Below are 20,836 nucleotides of genomic sequence, written 5' to 3'. Positions count from 1 at the left end.
CTGTAGATAACGTTGTCGGTGGCATCTCGCACGCTGGGAAAGGGGCGCGTCGTCGCAGGTCACCGGCCTCACTGTCACCCGTTCGAGTGAAAGCGGGCAGGCGGGCCGAGGAACGCGCTGCCACGCGCGATGCGGGCCGGTCATCGGATGAATGACAGCGCCGGCCGCCAGTGCGGCGGGGCGTCCCGCGGGACGTCGCGTCAGAGCACGACGACGGTCATGCCCGCGCCTGCGCCCGGCCGCCCGAGCGCGGCCAGCGCCTCGGCCGCCTGGTCGAGGCCGACGGTCCGGCCCACGAGCCGACCCGGGTCGAGCCGCCCCGCCGTGATCGCCGCCAGCATCGCGGGGTACTCGTGCGCCGCCATGCCGTGGCTCCCGTAGACCTCGAGCTCGTGCGCGACCACGCGGTCCATCGGCAGCGCCGTCGCGGCGTCGGCGCCCAGCAGCAGCCCCACCTGGACGTGCCGGCCCCGGCGGCGCAGCGCCAGCACGCCCGCCTGCGCCGTCGCGGGGCTGCCGAGCGCGTCGAGCGACACGTGCGCACCGCCGTCCGTGGCCGCCACGACCTGCGCGGCGACCGCGGCGGGCGTACCACCGGCGGGGTCGAGGGCGACGTGCGCGCCCGCCGCACGGGCGGCCGCGCGCGCGGCCGGAGACGGGTCCACCGCCACCACACGCGCACCCAGCGACGCGGCGACCATGACCGCGGACAGCCCGACGCCGCCGCACCCGAGCACCACGACCTCGTCCCCCGCCCGCACGGCGCCGTGCACCGTCAGCGCGCGGTACGCGGTGGCGAAGCGGCAGCCGAGCGAGGCGGCCTCGACGGCCGTCATGCCGGCGGGCACGCGCACGAGGTTCGTGTCGGCGTGGTGCAGCGCGACGAGCTCCGCGAACGACCCCCAGTGCGTGAACCCCGGCTGGCTCTGGTGCGGGCACACCTGGTGCTCCCCCGCGCGGCACGTCGCGCACGTCCCGCACGCGCACACGAACGGCACGGTCACGACGTCACCGACAGCCCAGTCCCGCACCCCCGGCCCGACCGCGACGACCGTCCCCGCCAGCTCGTGCCCGGGCACGTGCGGCAGCCGGACGCCGTCGTCGTGCCCCTGCCACGCGTGCCAGTCGCTGCGGCACACCCCCGTCGCGGCGACCCGCACGACCACGCCGTCGTCCGGGCACGCCGGGTCGGGCACCTCCCGCACCTGCGGGACCGCACCGAACTCCTCGACCACCAGCGCACGCACCCCCCGATCCTCTCGCGCCGGCCGACGTCCCCGTCCCCGGCGCGCCCGGGCCGGGCGCGGGGCTGCGCCCGCGCCGCCGTCGTGGCCCGGGCGGACGCCCCGGCCCGCGCCGCCCTCCCCCGACGCCGAGTTCGCCCTTTGCACCCCGAGTACGCCCCAGGGGACCGGCGAACTCGGCACCGACTGGGCGAACTCGGCACCGACTGGGCGAGCTCGGCACCGACGGGGCGAACTCGGCACCGACGGGGGCCTCGACGAGCGGGCGGCTGCGGGAGGCGCCTCCGGTGCCGGGGTCAGGGGTGCGTGCCGGAGCGGCGTCGTGCGGCGTCGGCGCGCAGGGAGAGCACCACGGCGAGCGGCCAGAGGGCCTGCGCGCCGGCGACCGCGCGCTCGGAGAGGCCGGTCCACGCACCGCGGGCCGGGCCCACGCCCTGGAGCTCGAGCACGAACCACGTCAGCAGCGCGAGCAGCACCGCGGAGGCCGTCAGCGCCACCGCCGGGCGCGTCACCGCGGGCCGGTCGGGTCGCACGTCCGTGCGGCCGTGCGTGGTGCCGCGACGCCACGCCGCCGCCGGCCACAGGGCGAGCGCGCCGAACGCCACCGCGGCCGCCAGCCCGTGGGCTTGCGGGGCACGGTCGACGGGCAGCGCGGCGACCGCGACCGTCGCGATGCCGCCGAGCGCGTGCAGGAGCCGGCCGGCGCGCGGCAGAGGGCGGGTGCCGAGCGCCGTGCCGACGTGCGCCGCGCCGGTGAGGGCGAGCCCGGCCGTCATCACCGCCGGCGCGGTGGCCGTCGTGGCCGCGAGCGCGCTGATCGTCCCGGCGACGGGGTCGAAGCCCGGCTGGAGGGCCGCCGCGAGGGTCCAGCCGCCGATCATCGCGACCGGCGCGAGCACCGCCGACGCGACCGCCCACGCGGGCACCGCACCACCGTCGTCCGCGCGCACGCACCCACCCCGCCCCGTGCCGGTCACCGCGCCGGTCACCGTGCCGGTCGCGGCGCCGGTCCGCGCCCCGGGAGCACCCCGGCCGACGCCCATCCCACCAGCCGCCGCGCGTCCGCGCAGGTCGTGCCCCCGTGCGGGTGACCCCGATGAGTCCCGCCCACGCCGACGGTCGGGCAGGGCGGGCGACGCGCGCGGCGTCGCCGCGACGACGGGAGCCCCGATGTCCTTCCAGGCCTACCTCGACACGATCGAGGACCGCACCGGCATGACCCCGCGCGAGCTGCTCGCCGTGGCGCACGAGAAGGGCCTGGACGCCCCCGGCACGAAGGCGGGGCAGGTGGTCGCCTGGTTCGCCGAGGAGCACGGGCTCGGGCGCGGGCACGCCATGGCGTTCTGGCGCGTGCTGACGCAGGGGCCGACGATCTCGGGGAAGTACGTCGGGACCGGCGGCACGCACGCGCACGCGTCCGACACCCTGTGGCTCGACGGGAAGGCCACGAAGCCCTCGTGACCGGCCTCGCGGCCCACGGGCGCGGGCGCGCCGCCGTCAGCCGGCGGAGCCGCCCGCGTGCAGGTGGGCGCGCTCGCCGTCGCGGTCGAAGATGCTGAGGATCTCGGCGGTGCCCTCGGGCGCGTCGACGGCGTGCGGCACCATCGTCGAGAAGCCCGCCGCCTGGCCGGTCCGCACCTGCACCGTGCGCTCGCCGAGCCGCAGGCGGACCGTGCCGGACAGCACCGTGAACCACTCGTACCCGGGGTGCACGCCCGTGCCGCGCACGGGCCGCTCCGGCGTGATGCGCATCTTCGCGACGGTCACGCCGGGGATCGCACCGGGCCGCGACAGCAGCCACGTGGTGAGGCCCTCGGCCTCCTCGGGCTCGGGCCGGATGACGACGTCCTCGTCCTGGACCGGCTCGACGAGCTGGTCCAGCGTGGTGCCGAGCGCGCGCGCGAGCGGGACGAGCTGGTCGAGGGCGATGCGCCGGTGGCCGGTCTCGATGCGGCTCAGCGTCGAGGGGCTGAGGTAGCAGCGCGCCGCGAGGGCCTCCAGTGACCAGCCGCGGGCGAGCCGCAGCCCGCGCACGCGCTGCCGGACGACGGCATCGAGGTCCACTTCTTGCGTCATGCGCAAGAGCCTATGTCTCTCGCACAACGGTCGCCTAACGTCGTCCGCATGACCTCCACGCCCGGCCACCCGGTCGACCGCCCGGCCCACGAGCACCGCGGGCACCGTCTCGACGCGCATCACGACGCCCGCGGCGTCCATCCCTCCCCGGCCGACGAGGCGACGAACGCCGCCCTGCTCGACCTCGACGCCGAGGTGCTCGGCGCCTGGCTCACGACGGCGACCGACCTGGTCGCCGGCCACTGCCCGGACGCGCGCACGGTCGTCGACCTGGGTGCGGGCACCGGAACCGGGACGCTCGCGCTCGCGCGGCGCCTGCCCGCGGCGACCGTCGTCGCGGTCGACCGCTCCGCGGCGATGCTCGCGCGCGTCCGCACCGCGGCCCGCAGCGCCGGGCTCGGCGACCGCGTCCGCACGCTCGAGGCCGACCTCGACAGCGCGTGGCCCGCCACCGGCACCGTCGACGTCGTGTGGGCCGCGTCCTCGCTGCACCACCTGGCCCAGGCCGACCGCGTGCTGCGCGACGCGTACGCCGCCCTGCGCCCCGGCGGCGTCGCGCTGGTCGCCGAGCTCGACGAGCCGGCGCAGGTGCTGCCCGACGACCTGCCGTCGGCACCCGGTCTCGCGTCCCGCCTCGCCGCCGCCATGTCCCCGTGGAACGCTCATCCCGACTGGCGGCCGCACCTCGAGCACGCGGGGTTCACCGTCGACGCCGTCCACCACGTCACGGCCGAGGCCGCCGACGGCCGGTTCGTGCGCGCGTGGCTGGGCCACGTGCGCGCGGCGCTCGCCGACCGGCTCGCCCCGGCCGACGTGGCGGCCCTGGACCGCCTGCTCGCACGGCACCCCGCTGCGCTCGACGCCCTGACGGCGCGGACGCGCCGCACGGTGTGGGTCGCGCGGCGCGCGGACGGAGCCCGGCCGTCCACCCACGAGGACCCCGACCCGGCCCGCCACGGCGCGGCCGGCGTCCCGATGCACGACGGAGGTGCCCGATGACCGACCGGTACGACGTGGTGGTGGTGGGCGGCGGGGCCGCCGGCCTGGCCGCCGCCGTGACCCTGGGCCGCTCGCTGCGGTCCGTGCTCGTCGTCGACGCGGGCGAGCCGCGCAACGCGCCCGCCGCGGGCGCGCACAACCTGCTGGGCCGCGAGGGCGTCCCCCCGCAGGAGCTGCTCGCCGCGGGCCGCCGGGAGGCCGAGTCCTACGGCGCCGAGGTCCGCAGCGACCGCGCCGTGGGCGCGCGGCGCGACGGCGACGGCCTCGTCGTCAGCCTCGCCGAGGGCGGCGACGTCCGCGCCCGCGTCCTGCTGCTGGCGACGGGACTGACCGACGTCCTCCCCGACGTGCCGGGCGTGCGGGAGCGGTGGGGCGCCGACGTGCTGCACTGCCCGTACTGCCACGGCTGGGAGGTCCGCGGCCGGCGCATCGGCGTGCTCGCGACCAGCGACAACGCGCCGCACCAGGCGCTGCTGATGCGTCAGCTGAGCGACGACGTCACGCTCTTCCTGCACTCCGGGCCCGACCTGGAGGACACGGAGCGGGAGCAGCTCGTGGCCCTCGACGTCCGCCTGGTTCAGGGGACGGTGGAGCGGCTCGACCACGACGACGACGCGCTGCGGGCGGTCGTCCTGGCGGACGGTCGCCGGTTCGACGTCGACGCGGTGGCCGTGGCACCCCGGTTCGTGGCCAACGCGGACCTGTACGAGCAGCTCGGCGGCACCGTGAGCGAGCACCCGTTCGGCACGTACGTCTCGTCCTCCCCGGGGGGCCGCACCGACCTGCCGGACGTCTGGGTGGCGGGCAACGCCACCGACCTGGCCGCGATGGTGGGCGGAGCGGCGACCGCGGGCGTCCTGGCGGCGGCAGGGATCAACGGCGACCTCGTGCACGCGGACGCGGAGGCCGCCGTGCGACGCCGCAGCGAGCGGTTCGACGCCGCGACGGAGGCGCGCCCGCACGCGTCCCTCGCCGGCGGCCGCGTGCACGGGCTCGAGCCGGTGGGCGGCCATGGCTGACGCACCGGCCCCGCCCGCCGGCCGACGGCGTCAGCCGGCGGGCGCCAGCTCGAGGCGGTAGAAGGCGCTGTTCGGGTCCTCGACGTACGCGCCGAACGGCGGGCACGGCGCGAAGCCGGCCCGTGCGTACAGCCGCCGTGCCGGGGCGAAGAAGTCCTGCGTGCCGGTCTCGAGGTGCAGCGTCCGGTAGCCGCGCCCGCGTGCCTGCCCGAGCACGTGCGCGAGCAGGGCGCCGCCGACCCCGCGGCCGCGCGCCGCCGCGGCGGTCCGCATGGACTTCAGCTCGCCGTCGTCCGGCGCGAGCTCCTTCAGCGCGACGCACCCGAGCAGCAGGCCGGCGTCGTCGCGCGCGGTCCAGAACGTCACGCCGGGGACCGCGAGCGCCGACGGGTCGAGCGCGTGCACCGACTCGGCCGGTGAGGTCGCGTACATGTCGGCGAGGTGCTCCTCGAGCAGGGCGAGGACGTCGGCGCGGCGCGGGTCGTCGAGGGCGATCGTGGGCGGCACGCGCCGCATCCTGGCACGGCACGGGGACGGGACGGCACGGCACGGCACCGCGACGGGGACGGGCCAGGGGCTCAGGAGTGCACGCCCCCGCACACGACGCCGACGCACTGCGGCTCGTTGCCGTTGCCCCGGGCGGTGTTGCCGCCGAGGTCCACGGCGTTCGGCGCGTAGATCCCCCAGCGGCTGTTGCGTCGCGCGTCGTTGCTCCCGAGCCGCACGGGGGCCTCCTCCACCAGGATCGCGTCGCCGCCGTCCCGGAAGCGGTTGCCCGTGACGACCCGCGTCACCTCGGACTCGTCGAACGCCGGCTGCGCCGTGAACGCGACGTCGTTGCGCGTGAACGTGCTGTCGACGACCGTCACGGACGCGTCACCGGCGTCCACGGCGAGCCGGTTGTCGCTCAGCCTGCTGCGCTCGACGCGCGTGTACCCGTAGCCGCCGCCGTTGCTGACGACGGTGTCGTTGCGCCGGACCGTGCTGTCGGTGATCTCGATCGCCGTCATGAAGTACCCGGTCGCGACCGTCCCGTTGTCCTCCACGGTGCTGCCCCGCAGGTCGCAGCCGGCCTCGTAGCAGGACATGACCGTGCCGTTGCCGCTGGCCCGCGAGTCCTCGATCAGGGCGTACCCGGAGTCGATGCGCACCACGCTGTCGTTGCCCTCGAACGTGCTCCGGGAGAACCGGACGTGACCGGGGGTCGCCGAGAACCCGGTCACGTTGCCCGTGAGGACGGACCCCGAGACCAGGAACGTCTTGCTCGGGCCAGCGATCCGCGAGGTCCCGTCCATGGCGGACCCGTTGCCGTCGAACCGGACGCGCTCGACCGTCACCGTGCCCTCGTGGTCCTCCTCCCAGCCCGTGGGCGGGGAGGCGACCCCGACGTCCCATCCCGTGATCGTCCCGCGCCGGACCGTCACGTCGCCCGCGGCCGGCACCACGACACCGGTCCCGCCGGCGCCGCGCAGCACGTGCCCGCCGAGGTCGAGCGTCACGCCCGCGGCGAGCGTCAGGCCGTTCCCGGCCGGGCACGTGAGGTCCGCCGTGAGGCGTGCGTCGGCCGTGAGGGTCGCGCCGCACCCGGGGACGGGCGGCGGTGCGGCGGCCACCGGTACGGCGTGGGCCGGCGGCGCGAGGAGCGCGGCCGCGACGGCGAGGGTGGCGATCGGCAGGGCGGACGGGACGCGCATGGGATTCCCCCGGGTTCGATGCGCACCGTGCCGGGCGTCGGCCGGTGCCGCGTCTGCCAGTGTGTCGACGCCCACCGGCCGACCACGACCGGTTTGCCCCTGTTTCGCCCGGGTGAACCGTCCGTCTGGCGGTCAGGCGGCGACGCCGCCCCGCCCGCCGCGCGCCCCGCGCAGCAGCAGCGCGCCCGCGACGGCGGAGCCCAGCCCGCCCATCACCAGGTCGCCCACCGTGTCGGCGTACCCGACGTAGATCTCCGGGTCGACGTAGGCGTTGCCGAGGTACTCGCCGACCTCCCACGCCACGCTGAGCGCCATCCCCAGGGCGGCCGTCACCGCCACCGACGCCGCCCGGGTCACGCCCGGCGCGGGGCGTGCGGGGTCGACCACGGCACCCGTGCGGCGCGCGATGACGAGGTGCACGACGGCGGCGACCAGCCCCGTGACCACCAGGTGCATGACGACGTCGAGCCACGCCACCCGCTCGTACAGCCCCAGCGCGCCGGACCAGGCCGCCAGCAGCAGCCCCACGCCGTAGGCGGCGTCGAGCCTCGGGTCGACGCGTCCCACGAGCGGGACGACCAGCCCCGCGAGGACGAGCGAGAACAACGCCGCGTCCACGGGATCGCGCCCCACGAGCGCGACGACCACGCACACCACACCCGCGACGCGGACGACGCCGGCAGGGCCGCCCAGCAGCACGGCGAGCACGCCGCGCGCGCCGGCCGGCGCGGGGGCACGGGGTGCGGGACGTCCCAGGGGCACCCCCTCGTCGGGGGCGCCGACGGGCGCCGGGGTCGTGGTCACGTCCGCTCCTGACGCCTCGGGCGCCGGCGGGGACGACGGCACTGCGGCGACCGTACGACGCGCCCGCGGGCGACGCACCCGGGACCTCCGGCGGTCGGGACCGCCGTCCCACGGGCGCGACCCGCGCGGCGACGGCTCGCGCGGCGCGGTGGGGCGTGTCACACGTGACCCGTCCGCCACCCACCGGCGGAAGAGCCGGACGACGGGGGCGGTTGACCCACGAGGCGGTCGCGCACGCGCGCCGCCTGCCGATCCGGAAGGACCCCGATGACCACGCCCGCCCTGTTCACGCCCCTCACGCTGCGCGGCGTCACGTTCCCGCACCGCGTGTGGATGGCGCCGATGTGCCAGTACTCCGCGGAGCCGACCGGCCCCGCGGCCGGCGTGCCGCACGACTGGCACCTGCAGCACTACGGCTCGCGGGCGGTCGGCGGGGCGGCGCTCGTCATCACCGAGGCGACGGCGGTGACGCCGGAGGGCCGCATCACGCCGTTCGACCTCGGGCTGTGGGACGAGGCGCAGGCCGAGGGGCACCGCCGCCTCACCGCGCTGGTGCACGCGCAGGGCGCGAAGGCCGGCATCCAGCTCGCGCACGCCGGCCGCAAGGCGAGCACGGACGCGCCGTGGCGCGGCGGCGCCCCGCTCGGTGCCGACGAAGGCGGCTGGGAGACGGTCGGCCCGAGCGCCGTGCCGTTCGCGGCGGACTCCCCCGCGCCCCGCGCACTGTCCACCGACGACGTCGCCGGGGTCGTGCGCGCGTTCGCCGACGCGGCGGTCCGGGCGGTCGAGGTCGGGTACGACGTGGTCGAGGTGCACGCCGCGCACGGCTACCTGCTGCACCAGTTCCTGTCGCCCGACAGCAACCGCCGCGGGGACGCGTACGGCGGTTCGTTCGAGAACCGCACCCGCCTCGTGCGCGAGGTCGTCGAGGCGGTCCGCACCGCCGTCGGCGAGGGCGTCGTCGTGCTCGTGCGCGTCTCGGCGACCGACTGGGTCGAGCCCGCCGGCTGGACGGCCGACGACACGGTGCGTCTCGCCGCCGACCTCGCACCGCTGGGCGTCGACATGGTGCACGTCTCCACGGGCGGCAACCTGCCGTCGGTGCGCATCCCCGCGGGCCCGGGCTACCAGGTGCCGTTCGCCGCGCGGATCCGGGCGGAGGCGGGCGTGCCCACGGTCGCGGTCGGCATGATCACCGACGCGGCGCACGCCGAGGCGGTGCTGGCCGACGGGTCGGCCGACGCGATCGCGCTCGCCCGCCCCCTGCTCGCGGACCCGTACTGGCCGCTGCGTGCCGCGCTCGACCTCGGTGTCGAGCCGACCGTGCCGCAGCAGTACGGCCGCGCCGGCACGCTGCTGCGCTGAGCCACGCGGCGCGCGACGCCGCGGGGGTGACGGTGTCATCCCCGCGGCGTACGCCGCGCCGCCGCCGATGTGGTCCGCACGGGCGTCCCGCCGCCCCCTGCCCCGCTCCTACGTTCGAGTCACACCGAACGAGGAGGACGCATGATCGAGGCCACGGGGCTCACGAAGCGGTACGGGGCCAGGACGGCCGTCGACGGCATGACCTTCACGGTCCGGCCGGGGACGGTGACGGGGTTCCTGGGCCCCAACGGCGCGGGCAAGTCGACGACGATGCGCATGGTCGTGGGCCTCGACCGGCCGACGAGCGGCACGGTCACCGTCAACGGGAAGCACTACGCCCGGCACCGCGCGCCCCTGGGTGAGGTCGGCGCGCTGCTCGACGCGAAGGCCGTGCACAGCGGGCGGTCCGCCCGCAGCCACCTGCTCGCGCAGGCCGCGACGCACGGCATCGGGCGGCGCCGCGTCGACGAGGTCGTGGAGATGACGGGCCTCGCGCCGGTCGCCGGCAAGCGCGCCGGGACGTTCTCGCTCGGCATGGGCCAGCGCCTCGGCATCGCGGCCGCGCTGCTCGGCGACCCGCAGACGCTCATCCTCGACGAGCCCGTCAACGGGCTCGACCCCGAGGGCGTGCTGTGGGTGCGCCACCTGCTGCGCGGGCTCGCCGCCGAGGGCCGGACGGTGTTCCTGTCCTCGCACCTGATGACCGAGATGGCCCTGACGGCGGACCACCTGATCGTGGTCGGCCGCGGCCGCGTCATCGCCGACGCGCCCGTCAGCGAGATCGTCGCCCGCGCGCAGACCACCGCGGTGCAGGTCCGCACGCCGTCGGCCGCGCAGCTCGCGGCGGTCCTGACGCGCGACCCCGGCGTCGTGGTCGCGTCCGTGGCGCACGACGTGCTCGAGGTCACCGGCAGCACGCCCCCGGCCGTCGCCGCCGTCGCGGCCGCCGCCGGGCTCGTCCTGCACGGGCTCGCACCCGTCGAGACCTCGCTCGAGGACGCCTACATGCAGCTCACCGCGGACGCGGTCGAGTACCGCTCCGCCCCGTCCCACGCCGCCGCAGGAGGCCGCCGATGACCACGCTCACCACCACCGTCGCGGGCCCTCCGACGCGCAGCCGCGTCGCCGTGCACCCCCTCACCTTCCGCCGCCTGGTCGCCGCCGAGTGGATCAAGCTCCGCTCGCTGCGCTCGACCTGGTGGACGCTCGGCGTCGGGGTCGTGCTCGGTGTGGCGTTCGCCGGGATGCAGTCGGCGAGCATCAGCGCGCTCGCCCGGGAGTACCCGGACCCCGAGCGGGTCGGGTCGGTCTACGCCACCGCCGGCATCCCGCTGGCCATGCTCGCGTTCTGCACGTTCGGCGTGCTGACCATCAGCGGCGAGTACGGCACCGGGCAGATCCGCTCGACGCTCGCCGCCGCCCCCACCCGCGTCCCCGCGCTGCTCGCCAAGCTGCTCGTCACGGTGCTCGCCGTGCTGGCGGCGTCGGTCGTGATGGTCGCCGCCGGCTGGGCCGTCGCCGCGCCGTCGCTCGCGCACGGCCGGATGCCGGTCGACCTGGGCGACCCGGACGACCTGCGGATCATGCTGGGTGTCCCGCTCTTCCTCGCCACCGCCGCGGCGCTCGCGTTCGCGATCGGCGCGCTCGTGCGCAGCAGCGCCGCCGGCATCACGGTCGTCCTGGGGCTGATGCTCGTCGTCGAGAACGGGCTCGGGATGATCCCGTGGCAGCCGCTGCAGGCGGCGACCGCGTACCTGCCGACGAGCGCCGGTGCGCGCCTCGTCACGCACGACCACCTCGGGTCCGTGATCACCGGCATCACCAGCGACCTGCCGCCGTGGACCGGCTACGGCGTCATGCTCGCCTGGGCGCTCGGCGCGCTCGCGGTGGCGGCCGTGCTCCTGCGCCGGAGGGACGCCTGAGCACGGGCGAGGTGCCGGGGTGGGCGGCCGCGGGGCCGTCCGCCCCGGCGCGCCCGCACGACGCCCGCGGTGCGGGACCAGCCCCGCAGGGCTGGGAGGATGCGACCGTGACGGCGGGAGGCGACGTGGGCGGGCACCCGGTGGGTCCCGACGTCGCCGAGGCTGCGGTTCCCCGCCCCGGCCCCGTCCGCCGGTTCCTCCTTCGGCGCCCCGGCCTCGTGGACGCGGCCGTCGTGACGGTCTTCACCGGGTGGGCGCTGCTGCTCGGGCTCGGGGCGGACTCGATGTACTGGCTGCACGAGGTGCTGGGCGGCCCGCGGGTGCTGCTGATGCAGGTCACGTCGGCGGTGCTCACGCTCGCGGGCGCCGTCGCGCTCGTGTGGCGCCGGCGGCGGCCGGTGCTCGTCGCCGCCGTGATGACCGTCCTCGGCGTGCTGTCGCTGGCGCTGACGGGTGCGACGAACGGGTTCGAGCTCGGTGTCGCCCTCGCGCTCTACGTCGTGGCGACCACCGCGCCGCCGCGGACCCTCCTGGCGGCGGCCGGGGCGAGCGTCCTCGCCCTGCTGGTCGGCGCCCGGGTGCTGCCCCTCGCCCGCACGGTGGGCGCGAAGTCCCTCGGGGTGGACCCCGACGACGCCGACGCGTTCGCCGCGGTCACCGGCAGCGGCCCCTTCGGCTTCGCGACCAGCCCGGCCTGGTTCGCCATGGCGGCCCCGGTCGTCGTGCTCGCGCTGCTCGCGGTCGGCCTCGGCACCCTCGTGCACGCCCGGCGCCAGCGCGTCGCCGCGCTGGCCGAGGCGGCACGCGCCCGCGCGGAGGAGCACGCGCAGCGGACGCGCCTCGCGCAGGCGTCGGAGCGCGCGCAGATCGCGCGCGAGATGCACGACGTGGTCGCGCACAGCATCTCGGTCATGGTCGCGCTGGGCGGCGGTGCGTCCGCCGCCTTCGACTGGGCGCCGGACCGGGCGCGGGCGGCGCTCGACGAGCTGGTCGACACCGGCCGCGCCGCGCTCGGCGACATGCGGCGCATCCTCGGCGTCCTGCACGACGACGACGGCGACGGCCCGGCCGGCGACGCACCGCTCGAGCCGCAGCCCGGCAGCCTCGACCTGCCGCGGCTGGTCGGGCGTGCGCGGACCGCGGGGCTGGCCGTCCGCACGTCCGGGCTCGCCGTGACCGGGCTCGACGCGCTGGACCCCGCGCTGCAGCTCGCCGTCTACCGGATCGTGCAGGAGTCGCTGACCAACACGCTGCGGCACGCGCCCGTCGCGACCGACGTCGAGGTGGACGTGCGGCGGCGGGCGGACGCCGTCGAGGTCGTCGTCACCGACCGGGGCGGCACCGCACCCGCGACCGCCGGCCCCGGGAGCCGGCGCGGGCTCGTCGGCATGACGGAGCGGGCCGCCGCGTTCGGCGGGACGGTCGAGGCAGGTCCGTACGGGCAGGGGTGGCGCGTGCGCGCGCTGCTGCCGTGGAACGAGGGAGACGCATGACGACGGTCCTGCTGGTGGACGACCAGGCGCTGGTGCGGGTGGGCTTCCGCCTCGTGCTGGAGAGCGGCGGCTTCGACGTCGTCGGCGAGGCGGGCGACGGCGCCACGGCGGTCGGCCAGGTCGCGGCGCTGCGCCCCGACGTGGTCCTCATGGACGTGCGGATGCCCGGCATGGACGGCATCGAGGCCACCCGGCGCATCGTCGAGGCGCAGCCCGAGGTGCGCGTGCTCATCCTCACGACGTTCGACCTCGACGAGTACGCGTTCGCCGCGCTGCACGCCGGCGCGAGCGGCTTCATGCTCAAGGACGCCCGGCCCGCCGACCTCGTGACCGCGGTGCAGACCGTCGCGTCGGGCGACGCCGTGGTGTCGGCGCGCATCACGCGGCGCATGCTCGAGCTGTTCTCCGAGCGGCTGCCCGCGTCCGGCGCCGCACCGCAGCCCGGTGCGCCGCACCCGCGCCTCGCCGCGCTCACACCCCGCGAGGTCGAGGTGCTCGAGCACGTCGCCGAGGGCCTGTCGAACGCGGAGATCGCGACCGCGCTGTTCCTGGCCGAGGCGACCGTGAAGACGCACGTCGGGCGCATCCTCGCCAAGCTCGGCGTCCGGGACCGCGTCCAGGCGGTCGTGCTCGCCTACGAGACGGGCCTGGTCCGCGCCGCCGGCGCCTGACCGCGTCGTCGTCGCTCGCGCGGCGGCGGATGTGAAGCGCTTCGGTCCTGGTGGCGCAGGTGAGGGGGCCGGTACGAACGCGGGGGGCGCGCCGTGCGCCCGGAGATGGAGACACCCGTGCGACACCCTCGTCCGAGCGCGGCACTGGTGCTGACCGCGCTCGCCACGACCGCCTCCCTGATGCTGGCGGGCGGTGCGGCAGCGCAGGCCCCCGGCGCCGCCGCCGCGGCCGCGCCGGCCGCCGCCGGACCCGCCGGCGCGGCGGCCGCGACCGCCGACCCGACCGTGCACACCGGAGGGCGCGTGGTGCCGACCGCGGACGGGCTCGCCTTCGGCTGGCCGGGCGTGTACTTCGAGGGCCGCTTCCGCGGCACGGGCGTCGGCGTCGTCTTCGACGACGCCGTCGGGGACTACGACGTCATCCTGGACGGGCACCTGGTCGCGACGTGGGTGACGCCGGGCACCGGCACGCGGTGGCTCCAGGGACTGGGCGACGGTGAGCACACCATCCGGGTGGTCCGGCGCAACGAGAGCCCGTGGACCACCACCACGTTCGGCGGCTTCGTGGCCGCGCCGGGCGGGGCCGTGCTGCCCGCCCGGGCGCCCCGCCGGGTGCAGCTCGAGTTCTTCGGGGACTCCTACACCGCGGGGTACGGCAACGAGTCGCCGACCCGCGAGTGCACCGGGGACGAGGTCGCCCGCCGGACCAACGCCGACCGCTCGTTCGCCGCCCTGACGGCCCAGGCGCTCGGCGCCGACTACCAGCTCAACGCGTTCTCGGGGCGCGGCATGGTGCGCAACTACGCCGGCGGGGAGCCCGGGACGAGCTTCCGCACCTACGCCGACCGGGCGCTGCCGGCCGTCGACGGCGACGTGTGGGACCGGCCCGCGGGCTGGCACCCCCAGGTCGTCGTCGTCGGCCTCGGCATCAACGACTTCTCGACGCCGGTGGGGGCCGGCGAGCCGTGGACCGCGGCGACGCTGCGCACGGCGTACCGCGCGGCGTACGAGGAGTTCGTCGCGCAGCTGCGCGAGCGCTACGGCCCGACGACGTTCATCGTCCTCGGTGCGCCCGACACGGCGCCCGAGGTGCGCGACATCACCCGGGAGATCGCCTTCGCGGCCGAGGCGGCGGGCGACGACCGGGTGGTCCCGTGGCTGTACGGCGGCCTCGACCTGACCGGCTGCCACTGGCACCCGTCGCTCTCCGACCACCAGGTGGTCGCGGTGCGCCTCACCGAGCTCGTGACGTCGCTGCTGCGCGTCGAGGGCATCGAGCCCTCGCCCGACGTGACCCCGCCGGGGCCCCCGCCGCAGCCGTCGCCCACAGGCCCGACCGGCTACCCGATCCCGTCGCCGACGGGCCCGACCGGCTCCCCCGTCCCCACGTCCAGCGCGACGCCCACGCCCACCCGCACGCCCGGGTTCCCCGCAGCGACGTGCACGGCGACCCTCACCGTCGCGGGCCGCTGGCCGGGCGGGTACCAGGCGTCCGTCACCGTCACGGCCGGGACGCGTGCCGTCGGCGGGTGGCGCGCGACGTTCGACCTGCCGTCGGGCGGTGCGGTCCAGCAGGGGTGGTCGGGCGACTTCTCGACGTCCGGCGCCACGGTCACGGTCCGCAACGCGGCGTGGAACGGCAGGCTCGACACCGGCGGGACGACGACCGCCGGCTTCATCGGCACCGGCACGCCGCCCACCGGGACGGTCGCCTGCTCGGCCGTGTGACGGGACGGTGGCGAGCGCGGCGGTGCGCGCGGCGGACTCCCGCGCGCACCGCCGGCCCTCCCGCGGTCAGGTCGTGTAGTCCGCGTTGATGCGGATGTAGCCCTCGGTCAGGTCGCAGCCGTACACGGTGAACGCGCCGTCGGCGATGCCCAGGTCGATCTCGACGACGACCTCGTCGCGGCCCAGGTACGCCTCGAGCTGCGCCCGGACGTCGGGCGTGGGCAGCGTCGGGTAGGTCTCCAGGCCGCCGAACGCGATGCGGACCGCCTCCTGGCGGATGTCGGTCTCGGTCGAGCACTTGCCGATGGCCATCGCGACCCGCCCCCAGTTGGGGTCGGCGCCGTGCACGGCCGTCTTGACCAGCGGGGAGTTGACCACGGACTTGCCGACCAGCTTGGCCTGCGCGTCGTCGCGCGCCCCGGTCACCCGCACCTCGATCAGCGTCGACGCGCCCTCGCCGTCCGACGCGATCATGCGCACGAGCGCGGTGCACACCTCGAGCAGGGCCGCCTCGAGCTCGGCGAGGTCGACGGGCCCGGCGGCGCCCGACGCGAGGACCGCGGCCGTGTCGGACGTCGACGTGTCGGTGTCGACGCTGACGGCGTTGTACGTCCGCGCGACCACCGAGCGGAAGATCCGGTCGAGGTCGTCGGCCGGCACCTCGGCGTCCGTGTAGACGAACGACAGCATGGTCGCCATGTCGGGCTCGATCATCCCGACGCCCTTCGCGATGCCGACCACGCGCGCCGCGCCGACCTGCCGCGTCGCGACCTTGGGGTGCGTGTCCGTCGTCATGATCGCCTGCGCGACCGCGTCGAGGTCGACCGGTGCGGCCGCCGGCAGGGCGGCGAGGCCGGCGCGCAGCCGGTCCATGGGGTACGGGACGCCGATCACGCCCGTGGAGGCGACGAGCACCTGCTCGGGCGCGCAGCCGGCGCGGTCCGCGGCCCAGTCGCGCAGCGCGCCCGCGTCGGCCAGGCCGGCCGCACCGGTCGCGACGTTCGCGTTGCCCGACACGACCACGACGGCACGCAGGCCGGCGAGGTCGCCGCTGCGGCTGAGCTCGACGCTCGGGCCGGCGAACAGGGACCGGGTGAACACGGCCGACGACGTGGTGGGGCCCGTGGCGTGCACGAGGCTGACGTCCGGGACGGCGTCCTTGACGCCGGCGTTCCCGGTGACGCCGGCGAACCCGGCGACGGTGGTGGTCATGCGTACTCCTCGGTGACGGTGGTGCGGAAGGTCGGGTGGGCGCGCTCGGCGCGCGGGGGTGGGCCGGGCGGCGCGGCGCCGCGCGGCGGGCGGGACGGGGAGGGGGCGACCGGGTCGCGCGCCGGCGCCGGGGTCGGGACGACCCGCGCGGGCGCGGGCGGGGGCGCGTGCGAGGACGGTGCCGCGTGCGACGACGGTGCCGCGCGGCCGGCGGCGAGCTCGTCCCCCCACGCCGCCACGCAGCGGTCGCCGACCGTGTCGCGGTGCAGCTCGGACCCGAGCCAGCGCAGCACCGCACCGGGGCGGTCCAGCGCGAGGAGCGTCGCCGCGTCGTCCGGGCCGGGGTCCGCGGCCGGCGACCAGCCCAGCGCCAGGACCGTGTCGACCACGCGGCACGCCGCCGCCGCGGCCGTGGTCGCCAGCACCCCGGGCAGGCCCCGCGTCGCCCGGGACAGGTCGAGCTCCTCGACCTGCAGCAGGCCGTGCGCGTCGTACGCCGCGGTCCGGGTCCACAGGTCGCCGCCCGCCTGCCCGGCGCGTCCCAGCACGAGCGTCTCGCGCAGCAGCGCGCGGGCGCCGTCGCCGAGGTGCACGTCGGTGCGCCGGTGCGTGCGCGCCCCGTGCGAGACGACGAACGGCAGCGCGTCCCAGCACAGGGTGGACCCCGCGCCCAGCCGCACGTCGACGTCCCAGCGCGACGGCTCCGGGCCCCCGTACGCGACCGTGCCGGTGGTCTCGACGACCTCCAGCCAGGCGCCGTCGGCGACCTCGACCTGCACCGTGACGGCGTCCCCCGCGAGCAGCAGGGCGCCGTTGGCGACGAGCGCCACCCGTGCCCCCGCCTCGTCCTGCGCGAGGACGCGCACGGCCAGGGCACCCGACCGCAGGCCGAGCACCGACCGGCCGGCGCCCGGCGCGACGGTGATCCGCGTCACGCCGGGTGCGTCCCGGCCGGCGCGTGCGCGTGCTGCTCGGCGTGCGTGTGCGGCTCGTCGCCGTGCGCGTGCTCGTGCTCCTCGTCGGCGTGGAAGTGCGGCGCCATCGGGCCCGGGTCGACCGCCACGTGACCGCCGGCCCGGTAGGAGGCGAGCGTGCCGAGCACCCAGTCGACCAGCTCCTGCACGGACGCCTCGTCGTGCTTCGACAGCGCGACCACCGGGCGGCCCGCACGCGCCTCGCGTCCCTCGCGCACCATCCGCTCGACGTCCACGCCCACGTACGGGCCCAGGTCGGTCTTGTTGACCACGAGCAGGTCCGCGCGCGCGATGCCCGGCCCGCCCTTGCGCACCACGTCGCCGCCGCCGGCGACGTCGAGCACGAAGAGCTGGGCGTCCACGAGTGCGGGCGAGAACGTCGCGGTCAGGTTGTCACCGCCGGACTCGATCACGACGAGGTCGAGCGGGGCGAAGTCCGCCTCCAGGTCCTCCGCCGCGAGCAGGTTCGCGGTCACGTCGTCGCGGATCGCGGTGTGCGGGCACGCGCCGGTCTCGACGGGCCGGATGCGCTCGGGGTCGAGCACCCCGGCCGCGCGCAGGAAGCGCGCGTCCTCGTCGGTGTAGATGTCGTTGGTCACGACGGCGAGGGAGATCCGGTCGGCCAGCCGGCGGCAGAGCGTCGCGATGAGCGAGCTCTTGCCCGTCCCGACGGGGCCGGCGACGCCGAGCCGCATCGCGCGCTGCGGGACGGGCGTGGTCGTGGGCGCGACGGGTGCGGTGTGCTCAGGCACTGAACAGCCTCTCGGTCGTGACGGCGTGGGCCTGCGCCCACCGTTCCATGAGCGGCGCCCCGCCGGCCGGGATCTCCCCGGGGCGGCGCAGCGGCGCCACGCGTGCGGCCAGCTCCTCGACCTCCGGGAGGAGGGCGAGGACCGTGCCGGACATCTCCAGCGGGTCCCCGGGCTCGAGCTTGAGCAGCGCCGCGACCACAGTCTGCAGGTCGTCGTAGCCGACGAGGCGACCGAGGTCGCGGGCGTCCACCCCGGCGCGGTGCGCCAGGACGCCGAGCACCACGGGCCGCGACCAGGTCCGGGCGCGCGGGTCGTCGCACGGGTCCGGGCCGTCGCCGGGGGCGGCCGGCCACAGCGCCCGGGCGACGCGCAGCTGGCCGCGGCCGAGCCGGCGCGCGTTCGCACGCAGCGCCGGTGACGGCGTCCGCGCGGCCCACGCGGCCTCGACCGGTCCCAGGTCCTCCCCCGCGGCGGCGGCGGCACGCGCGACGACGGCCGTCCCGGCCTCCACGGCGGTCACCGTGCGCAGCCGGGCGCGCGCGTACGCCGCGACGTCCGCGGGCCGCATGCCGGCGCGCACGGCCGGCTCGAGGCCGCCGGACTGCGTGTGCCCGCCGGACGGCAGGCGGGCGTCCGCGAGCAGCGTGAGCAGCAGGGCGGACGGTGCGACGCCGGCCGCCGCACCGGTGGTGGGCGCCGCCATCAGGACGCCGCCATCAGGACGCCACCATCAGGACGCCACCATCAGGACGCCACCATCAGAACATCGAGTAGAGGCGGGCGAGCGGGACCTCGTCGACGGGTGCCGGCTCCACGCGCTCGCCGTCCACCTCGATCCCGAAGGTCTCGGGGTCGATGTCGATGCGCGGGCACACGTCGTTGTTCCGCATGTGCTCCTTGGTCACCTCGCGGGTGTCGGCGACCGCCGCGAGCCGCCGCCGCAGGCCCAGCCGCTCGGCCAGCCCGTCGGCGAGGGCCGCCGGCGCGACGAAGGAGACGGAGTGGTCCGCGCCCGCCGCGTCGGCGAGCGCGGGCCGCAGGAGCACCGGCTGCGGCGAGGGGATGGACGCGTTGGGGTCGCCGAGCGCGCCCCACACGAGGGCGCCGCCCTTGACGACGACGTCCGGCCGCACCCCGAAGAACCGCGGGTCCCACAGCACGAGGTCGGCGAGCTTGCCGACCTCCACCGACCCGATCTCGGCGTCGACCCCGTGCGCGATCGCCGGGTTGATCGTGTACTTCGCGACGTACCGGCGGGCGCGCTCGTTGTCGGCCGGCAGGGCGCCCGACAGCGCGCCGCGGCGGTGCTTCATCACGTGCGCGACCTGCCAGGTCCGCGTGACGACCTCGCCGATGCGGCCCATCGCCTGGGCGTCGGACGACGTCATGGAGATCGCGCCCATGTCGTGCAGCACGTCCTCGGCCGCGATCGTCGTGGCGCGGATGCGCGACTCCGCGAACGCCAGGTCCTCCGGCACCCGCGGGTTCAGGTGGTGGCACACCATGAGCATGTCGAGGTGCTCGGCGACGGTGTTGCGGGTGTGCGGCAGCGTGGGGTTGGTCGAGCCGGGCAGGACGTAGGGCTCGCCCGCCAGCCGCATGATGTCGGGGGCGTGCCCGCCGCCCGCGCCCTCGGTGTGGAAGGCGTGGATCGAGCGTCCCCCGATCGCACCGACCGTGGACTCGAGGAAGCCCGCCTCGTTGAGCGAGTCGGAGTGCAGCGCGACCTGCAGGCCCCACTCCTGCGCGGCCCGCAGCGCGGCGTCGAGCGCGGCCGGCGTCGAGCCCCAGTCCTCGTGCACCTTGTACCCCGCGGCGCCCGCGAGCGCCTGCTCCGCGAGCCCCGCGGCGCTGACGGTGTTGCCCTTGCCGAGCAGCAGCACGTTGACGGGCAGGTGGTCGAGGCTGCGGTGGATCGCGCGCAGGTGCCACGCGCCGGGCGTGACGGTGGTGGCCTTGGTGCCCTCGGACGGGCCGGTGCCCCCGCCCGCGATCGTGGTGATGCCCGTGGCCAGCGCCTCGTGCACCTGCGACGGGGAGATCAGGTGCACGTGGGCGTCGAAGCCGCCGGCCGTGAGGATCCGCCCCTCGCCGCTGATGACGTCGGTGGACGGGCCGATGCGCAGCGCGGGGTGCACGCCGTCGGCCACGTCGGGGTTGCCGGCCTTGCCGAGGGCCACGATCCGGCCGTCGCGGATGCCGACGTCCGCGCGGACCACGCCCCACCAGTCGAGCACGACGACGTTGGTGATGACGGTGTCGGGGGCGCCCTCGGCCCGCGTCGTCGACCCCTGCAGCATCGACTCGCGGATGGACTTGCCACCGCCGAACACGGCCTCGTCGCCGCCGACGGTGCGGTCCTCCTCGACCTCGATCCACAGGTCCGTGTCCCCGAGGCGCACCTGGTCGCCCACCGTGGGGCCGTAGAGGGCCGCGTACCGCGCGCGCGGCACGACGAGCGCCGGCACCGGAGCGGCGGGCGACGCGTCGGGAGCGGCGTCCGGGACGACGACGGGCCCGAGCTCGCCGCCGTCCTCCTTGCCGCGGCGGATGCCGGGCACGCGGCGCGCCCCGCGCAGGGTGACGGCGGTGACCGTGCGGGAGGCCCCCGGCTCGAAGCGCTGGGACGTGCCGGCGGGCACGTCGAGCCGGAACCCGTGGGCGGCCGCGCGGTCGAAGCGCAGGGCCGGGTTGGCGTCCGGCAGGTGCAGGTGGGAGCCGATCTGCACGGGCCGGTCGCCGGTGTTGAGCACCACGAGCTCGATGCGCTCGTGCGGGGCGCGGTCGGCGTTCAGCGCGACCGTGCCGTCGGCGACTCGGACGGCACCCGGGCCGCTGGTGGCGTGGTGGGCCATGGTTCTCCTCGGGACGGCCGGCGGGCGC

20 protein-coding genes are annotated in these 20,836 nt (G+C 77.1%); 9 read left to right on the top strand and 11 right to left on the bottom strand.

Annotated features, from left to right (window positions below):
- Positions 1 to 200: 200 nt before the first annotated feature.
- Both E5225_RS03510 and E5225_RS03505 read right to left on the bottom strand, forming a co-directional pair.
- On the bottom strand, positions 201 to 1,247 hold the full coding sequence (locus E5225_RS03510; RefSeq protein ID WP_135974489.1) for an alcohol dehydrogenase catalytic domain-containing protein: 1,047 nt from the start codon (positions 1,245 to 1,247) through the stop codon (positions 201 to 203).
- 293 nt (positions 1,248 to 1,540) lie between these two features.
- The gene (locus E5225_RS03505) at positions 1,541 to 2,194 is read right to left on the bottom strand and encodes a DUF998 domain-containing protein (RefSeq protein ID WP_208012598.1); all 654 of its coding nucleotides are present in this window, start codon (positions 2,192 to 2,194) and stop codon (positions 1,541 to 1,543) included.
- A gap of 220 nt (positions 2,195 to 2,414) precedes the next feature.
- Here E5225_RS03505 and E5225_RS03500 point away from each other — a divergent pair, with 220 nt between their 5' ends.
- A complete protein-coding gene (locus E5225_RS03500) occupies positions 2,415 to 2,705 on the top strand; it encodes a DUF4287 domain-containing protein (RefSeq protein WP_135974485.1) in 291 nt (96 codons plus the stop codon).
- Between the two features lie 36 nt (positions 2,706 to 2,741).
- On the opposite strand, the gene E5225_RS03495 is transcribed toward E5225_RS03500, so the two are convergent.
- The gene (locus tag E5225_RS03495) at positions 2,742 to 3,320 is read right to left on the bottom strand and encodes a helix-turn-helix domain-containing protein (RefSeq protein WP_135974483.1); all 579 of its coding nucleotides are present in this window, start codon (positions 3,318 to 3,320) and stop codon (positions 2,742 to 2,744) included.
- Between the two features lie 48 nt (positions 3,321 to 3,368).
- On the opposite strand from E5225_RS03495, the gene E5225_RS03490 reads away from it, so the two are divergent.
- A complete protein-coding gene (locus E5225_RS03490; RefSeq protein WP_135974482.1) occupies positions 3,369 to 4,319 on the top strand; it encodes a class I SAM-dependent methyltransferase in 951 nt (316 codons plus the stop codon).
- Positions 4,316 to 5,338 carry an NAD(P)/FAD-dependent oxidoreductase gene (locus E5225_RS03485; protein ID WP_135974480.1) on the top strand — a complete coding sequence of 341 codons (1,023 nt, stop codon included), beginning with the start codon at positions 4,316 to 4,318 and terminating at the stop codon, positions 5,336 to 5,338. The genes E5225_RS03490 and E5225_RS03485 overlap by 4 nt, the downstream gene beginning before the upstream one ends.
- 30 nt (positions 5,339 to 5,368) lie before the next feature.
- Here E5225_RS03485 and E5225_RS03480 read toward each other — a convergent pair whose 3' ends face one another.
- From E5225_RS03480 to E5225_RS03470, 3 genes are all read right to left on the bottom strand, one after another.
- Entirely contained in the window at positions 5,369 to 5,845 is a 477-nt protein-coding gene (locus tag E5225_RS03480; protein WP_243738349.1) for a GNAT family N-acetyltransferase, read from the bottom strand.
- 71 nt (positions 5,846 to 5,916) lie between these two features.
- Positions 5,917 to 7,032, bottom strand: coding sequence for a right-handed parallel beta-helix repeat-containing protein (locus tag E5225_RS03475; protein WP_135974476.1), 1,116 nt, complete (start codon positions 7,030 to 7,032; stop codon positions 5,917 to 5,919).
- A gap of 132 nt (positions 7,033 to 7,164) precedes the next feature.
- Positions 7,165 to 7,836: a DUF2238 domain-containing protein gene (locus E5225_RS03470; protein WP_135974474.1), complete on the bottom strand. Its 672-nt coding sequence runs from the start codon at positions 7,834 to 7,836 to the stop codon at positions 7,165 to 7,167.
- Positions 7,837 to 8,103: 267 nt separating this feature from the next.
- Between E5225_RS03470 and E5225_RS03465 the strand changes: the two genes are divergently transcribed.
- From E5225_RS03465 to E5225_RS03440, 6 genes are all read left to right on the top strand, one after another.
- Positions 8,104 to 9,201, top strand: a complete 1,098-nt coding sequence (locus tag E5225_RS03465; protein WP_135974472.1) for an NADH:flavin oxidoreductase/NADH oxidase — start codon at positions 8,104 to 8,106, stop codon at positions 9,199 to 9,201.
- Between the two features lie 141 nt (positions 9,202 to 9,342).
- Positions 9,343 to 10,278 carry an ABC transporter ATP-binding protein gene (locus E5225_RS03460; RefSeq protein WP_135974470.1) on the top strand — a complete coding sequence of 312 codons (936 nt, stop codon included), beginning with the start codon at positions 9,343 to 9,345 and terminating at the stop codon, positions 10,276 to 10,278.
- Positions 10,275 to 11,123 (top strand): ABC transporter permease, encoded by an 849-nt coding sequence (locus E5225_RS03455; protein ID WP_135974469.1) that lies wholly within the window; start codon positions 10,275 to 10,277, stop codon positions 11,121 to 11,123. The genes E5225_RS03460 and E5225_RS03455 overlap by 4 nt, the downstream gene beginning before the upstream one ends.
- A gap of 107 nt (positions 11,124 to 11,230) precedes the next feature.
- Positions 11,231 to 12,616, top strand: a complete 1,386-nt coding sequence (locus E5225_RS03450; RefSeq protein WP_135974467.1) for a sensor histidine kinase — start codon at positions 11,231 to 11,233, stop codon at positions 12,614 to 12,616.
- Entirely contained in the window at positions 12,613 to 13,287 is a 675-nt protein-coding gene (locus tag E5225_RS03445; RefSeq protein ID WP_135974465.1) for a response regulator, read from the top strand. The genes E5225_RS03450 and E5225_RS03445 overlap by 4 nt, the downstream gene beginning before the upstream one ends.
- 117 nt (positions 13,288 to 13,404) lie before the next feature.
- Positions 13,405 to 15,015, top strand: coding sequence for a cellulose binding domain-containing protein (locus tag E5225_RS03440; RefSeq protein WP_244243677.1), 1,611 nt, complete (start codon positions 13,405 to 13,407; stop codon positions 15,013 to 15,015).
- 66 nt (positions 15,016 to 15,081) lie between these two features.
- Here the strand turns inward: E5225_RS03440 and argJ are convergent, their stop codons facing one another.
- From argJ to E5225_RS03415, 5 genes are read right to left on the bottom strand one after another with little or no spacing between them, the layout of a single operon-like run.
- Positions 15,082 to 16,227, bottom strand: coding sequence for a bifunctional glutamate N-acetyltransferase/amino-acid acetyltransferase ArgJ (gene argJ / locus E5225_RS03435; RefSeq protein WP_135975601.1), 1,146 nt, complete (start codon positions 16,225 to 16,227; stop codon positions 15,082 to 15,084).
- Positions 16,224 to 17,162 carry an urease accessory protein UreD gene (locus E5225_RS03430; RefSeq protein ID WP_136225291.1) on the bottom strand — a complete coding sequence of 313 codons (939 nt, stop codon included), beginning with the start codon at positions 17,160 to 17,162 and terminating at the stop codon, positions 16,224 to 16,226. The genes argJ and E5225_RS03430 overlap by 4 nt, the downstream gene beginning before the upstream one ends.
- Complete coding sequence (ureG, locus tag E5225_RS03425; RefSeq protein ID WP_135972672.1) at positions 17,159 to 17,896, bottom strand: urease accessory protein UreG; 738 nt, start codon at positions 17,894 to 17,896, stop codon at positions 17,159 to 17,161. Before ureG ends, E5225_RS03430 begins: the two co-directional genes overlap by 4 nt.
- 49 nt (positions 17,897 to 17,945) lie before the next feature.
- Positions 17,946 to 18,656, bottom strand: a complete 711-nt coding sequence (locus E5225_RS03420; RefSeq protein WP_135972667.1) for an urease accessory protein UreF — start codon at positions 18,654 to 18,656, stop codon at positions 17,946 to 17,948.
- A 55-nt stretch (positions 18,657 to 18,711) separates the two neighbouring features.
- On the bottom strand, positions 18,712 to 20,808 hold the full coding sequence (locus E5225_RS03415; protein ID WP_135972666.1) for an urease subunit alpha: 2,097 nt from the start codon (positions 20,806 to 20,808) through the stop codon (positions 18,712 to 18,714).
- Between the last annotated feature and the right edge of the window lie 28 nt (positions 20,809 to 20,836).

It is taken from the genome of Cellulomonas shaoxiangyii (genome assembly GCF_004798685.1).
GTDB lineage: Bacteria > Actinomycetota > Actinomycetes > Actinomycetales > Cellulomonadaceae > Cellulomonas > Cellulomonas shaoxiangyii.
Note: the sequence above shows the minus strand (reverse complement) of the source record. Positions and strands in the feature narration are given on the sequence as shown.

Coding starts and splice junctions, on each gene's coding strand:
- E5225_RS03500 (WP_135974485.1), top strand. CDS start 2,415: ATGTCCTTCCAGGCCTACCTCGACACGATCGAGGACCGCACCGGCATG.
- E5225_RS03445 (WP_135974465.1), top strand. CDS start 12,613: ATGACGACGGTCCTGCTGGTGGACGACCAGGCGCTGGTGCGGGTGGGC.
- E5225_RS03415 (WP_135972666.1), bottom strand. CDS start 20,808: ATGGCCCACCACGCCACCAGCGGCCCGGGTGCCGTCCGAGTCGCCGAC.
- E5225_RS03455 (WP_135974469.1), top strand. CDS start 10,275: ATGACCACGCTCACCACCACCGTCGCGGGCCCTCCGACGCGCAGCCGC.
- ureG (WP_135972672.1), bottom strand. CDS start 17,896: ATGCGGCTCGGCGTCGCCGGCCCCGTCGGGACGGGCAAGAGCTCGCTC.
- E5225_RS03460 (WP_135974470.1), top strand. CDS start 9,343: ATGATCGAGGCCACGGGGCTCACGAAGCGGTACGGGGCCAGGACGGCC.
- E5225_RS03420 (WP_135972667.1), bottom strand. CDS start 18,656: ATGGCGGCGCCCACCACCGGTGCGGCGGCCGGCGTCGCACCGTCCGCC.
- E5225_RS03475 (WP_135974476.1), bottom strand. CDS start 7,032: ATGCGCGTCCCGTCCGCCCTGCCGATCGCCACCCTCGCCGTCGCGGCC.
- E5225_RS03495 (WP_135974483.1), bottom strand. CDS start 3,320: ATGACGCAAGAAGTGGACCTCGATGCCGTCGTCCGGCAGCGCGTGCGC.
- E5225_RS03465 (WP_135974472.1), top strand. CDS start 8,104: ATGACCACGCCCGCCCTGTTCACGCCCCTCACGCTGCGCGGCGTCACG.
- argJ (WP_135975601.1), bottom strand. CDS start 16,227: ATGACCACCACCGTCGCCGGGTTCGCCGGCGTCACCGGGAACGCCGGC.
- E5225_RS03490 (WP_135974482.1), top strand. CDS start 3,369: ATGACCTCCACGCCCGGCCACCCGGTCGACCGCCCGGCCCACGAGCAC.
- E5225_RS03485 (WP_135974480.1), top strand. CDS start 4,316: ATGACCGACCGGTACGACGTGGTGGTGGTGGGCGGCGGGGCCGCCGGC.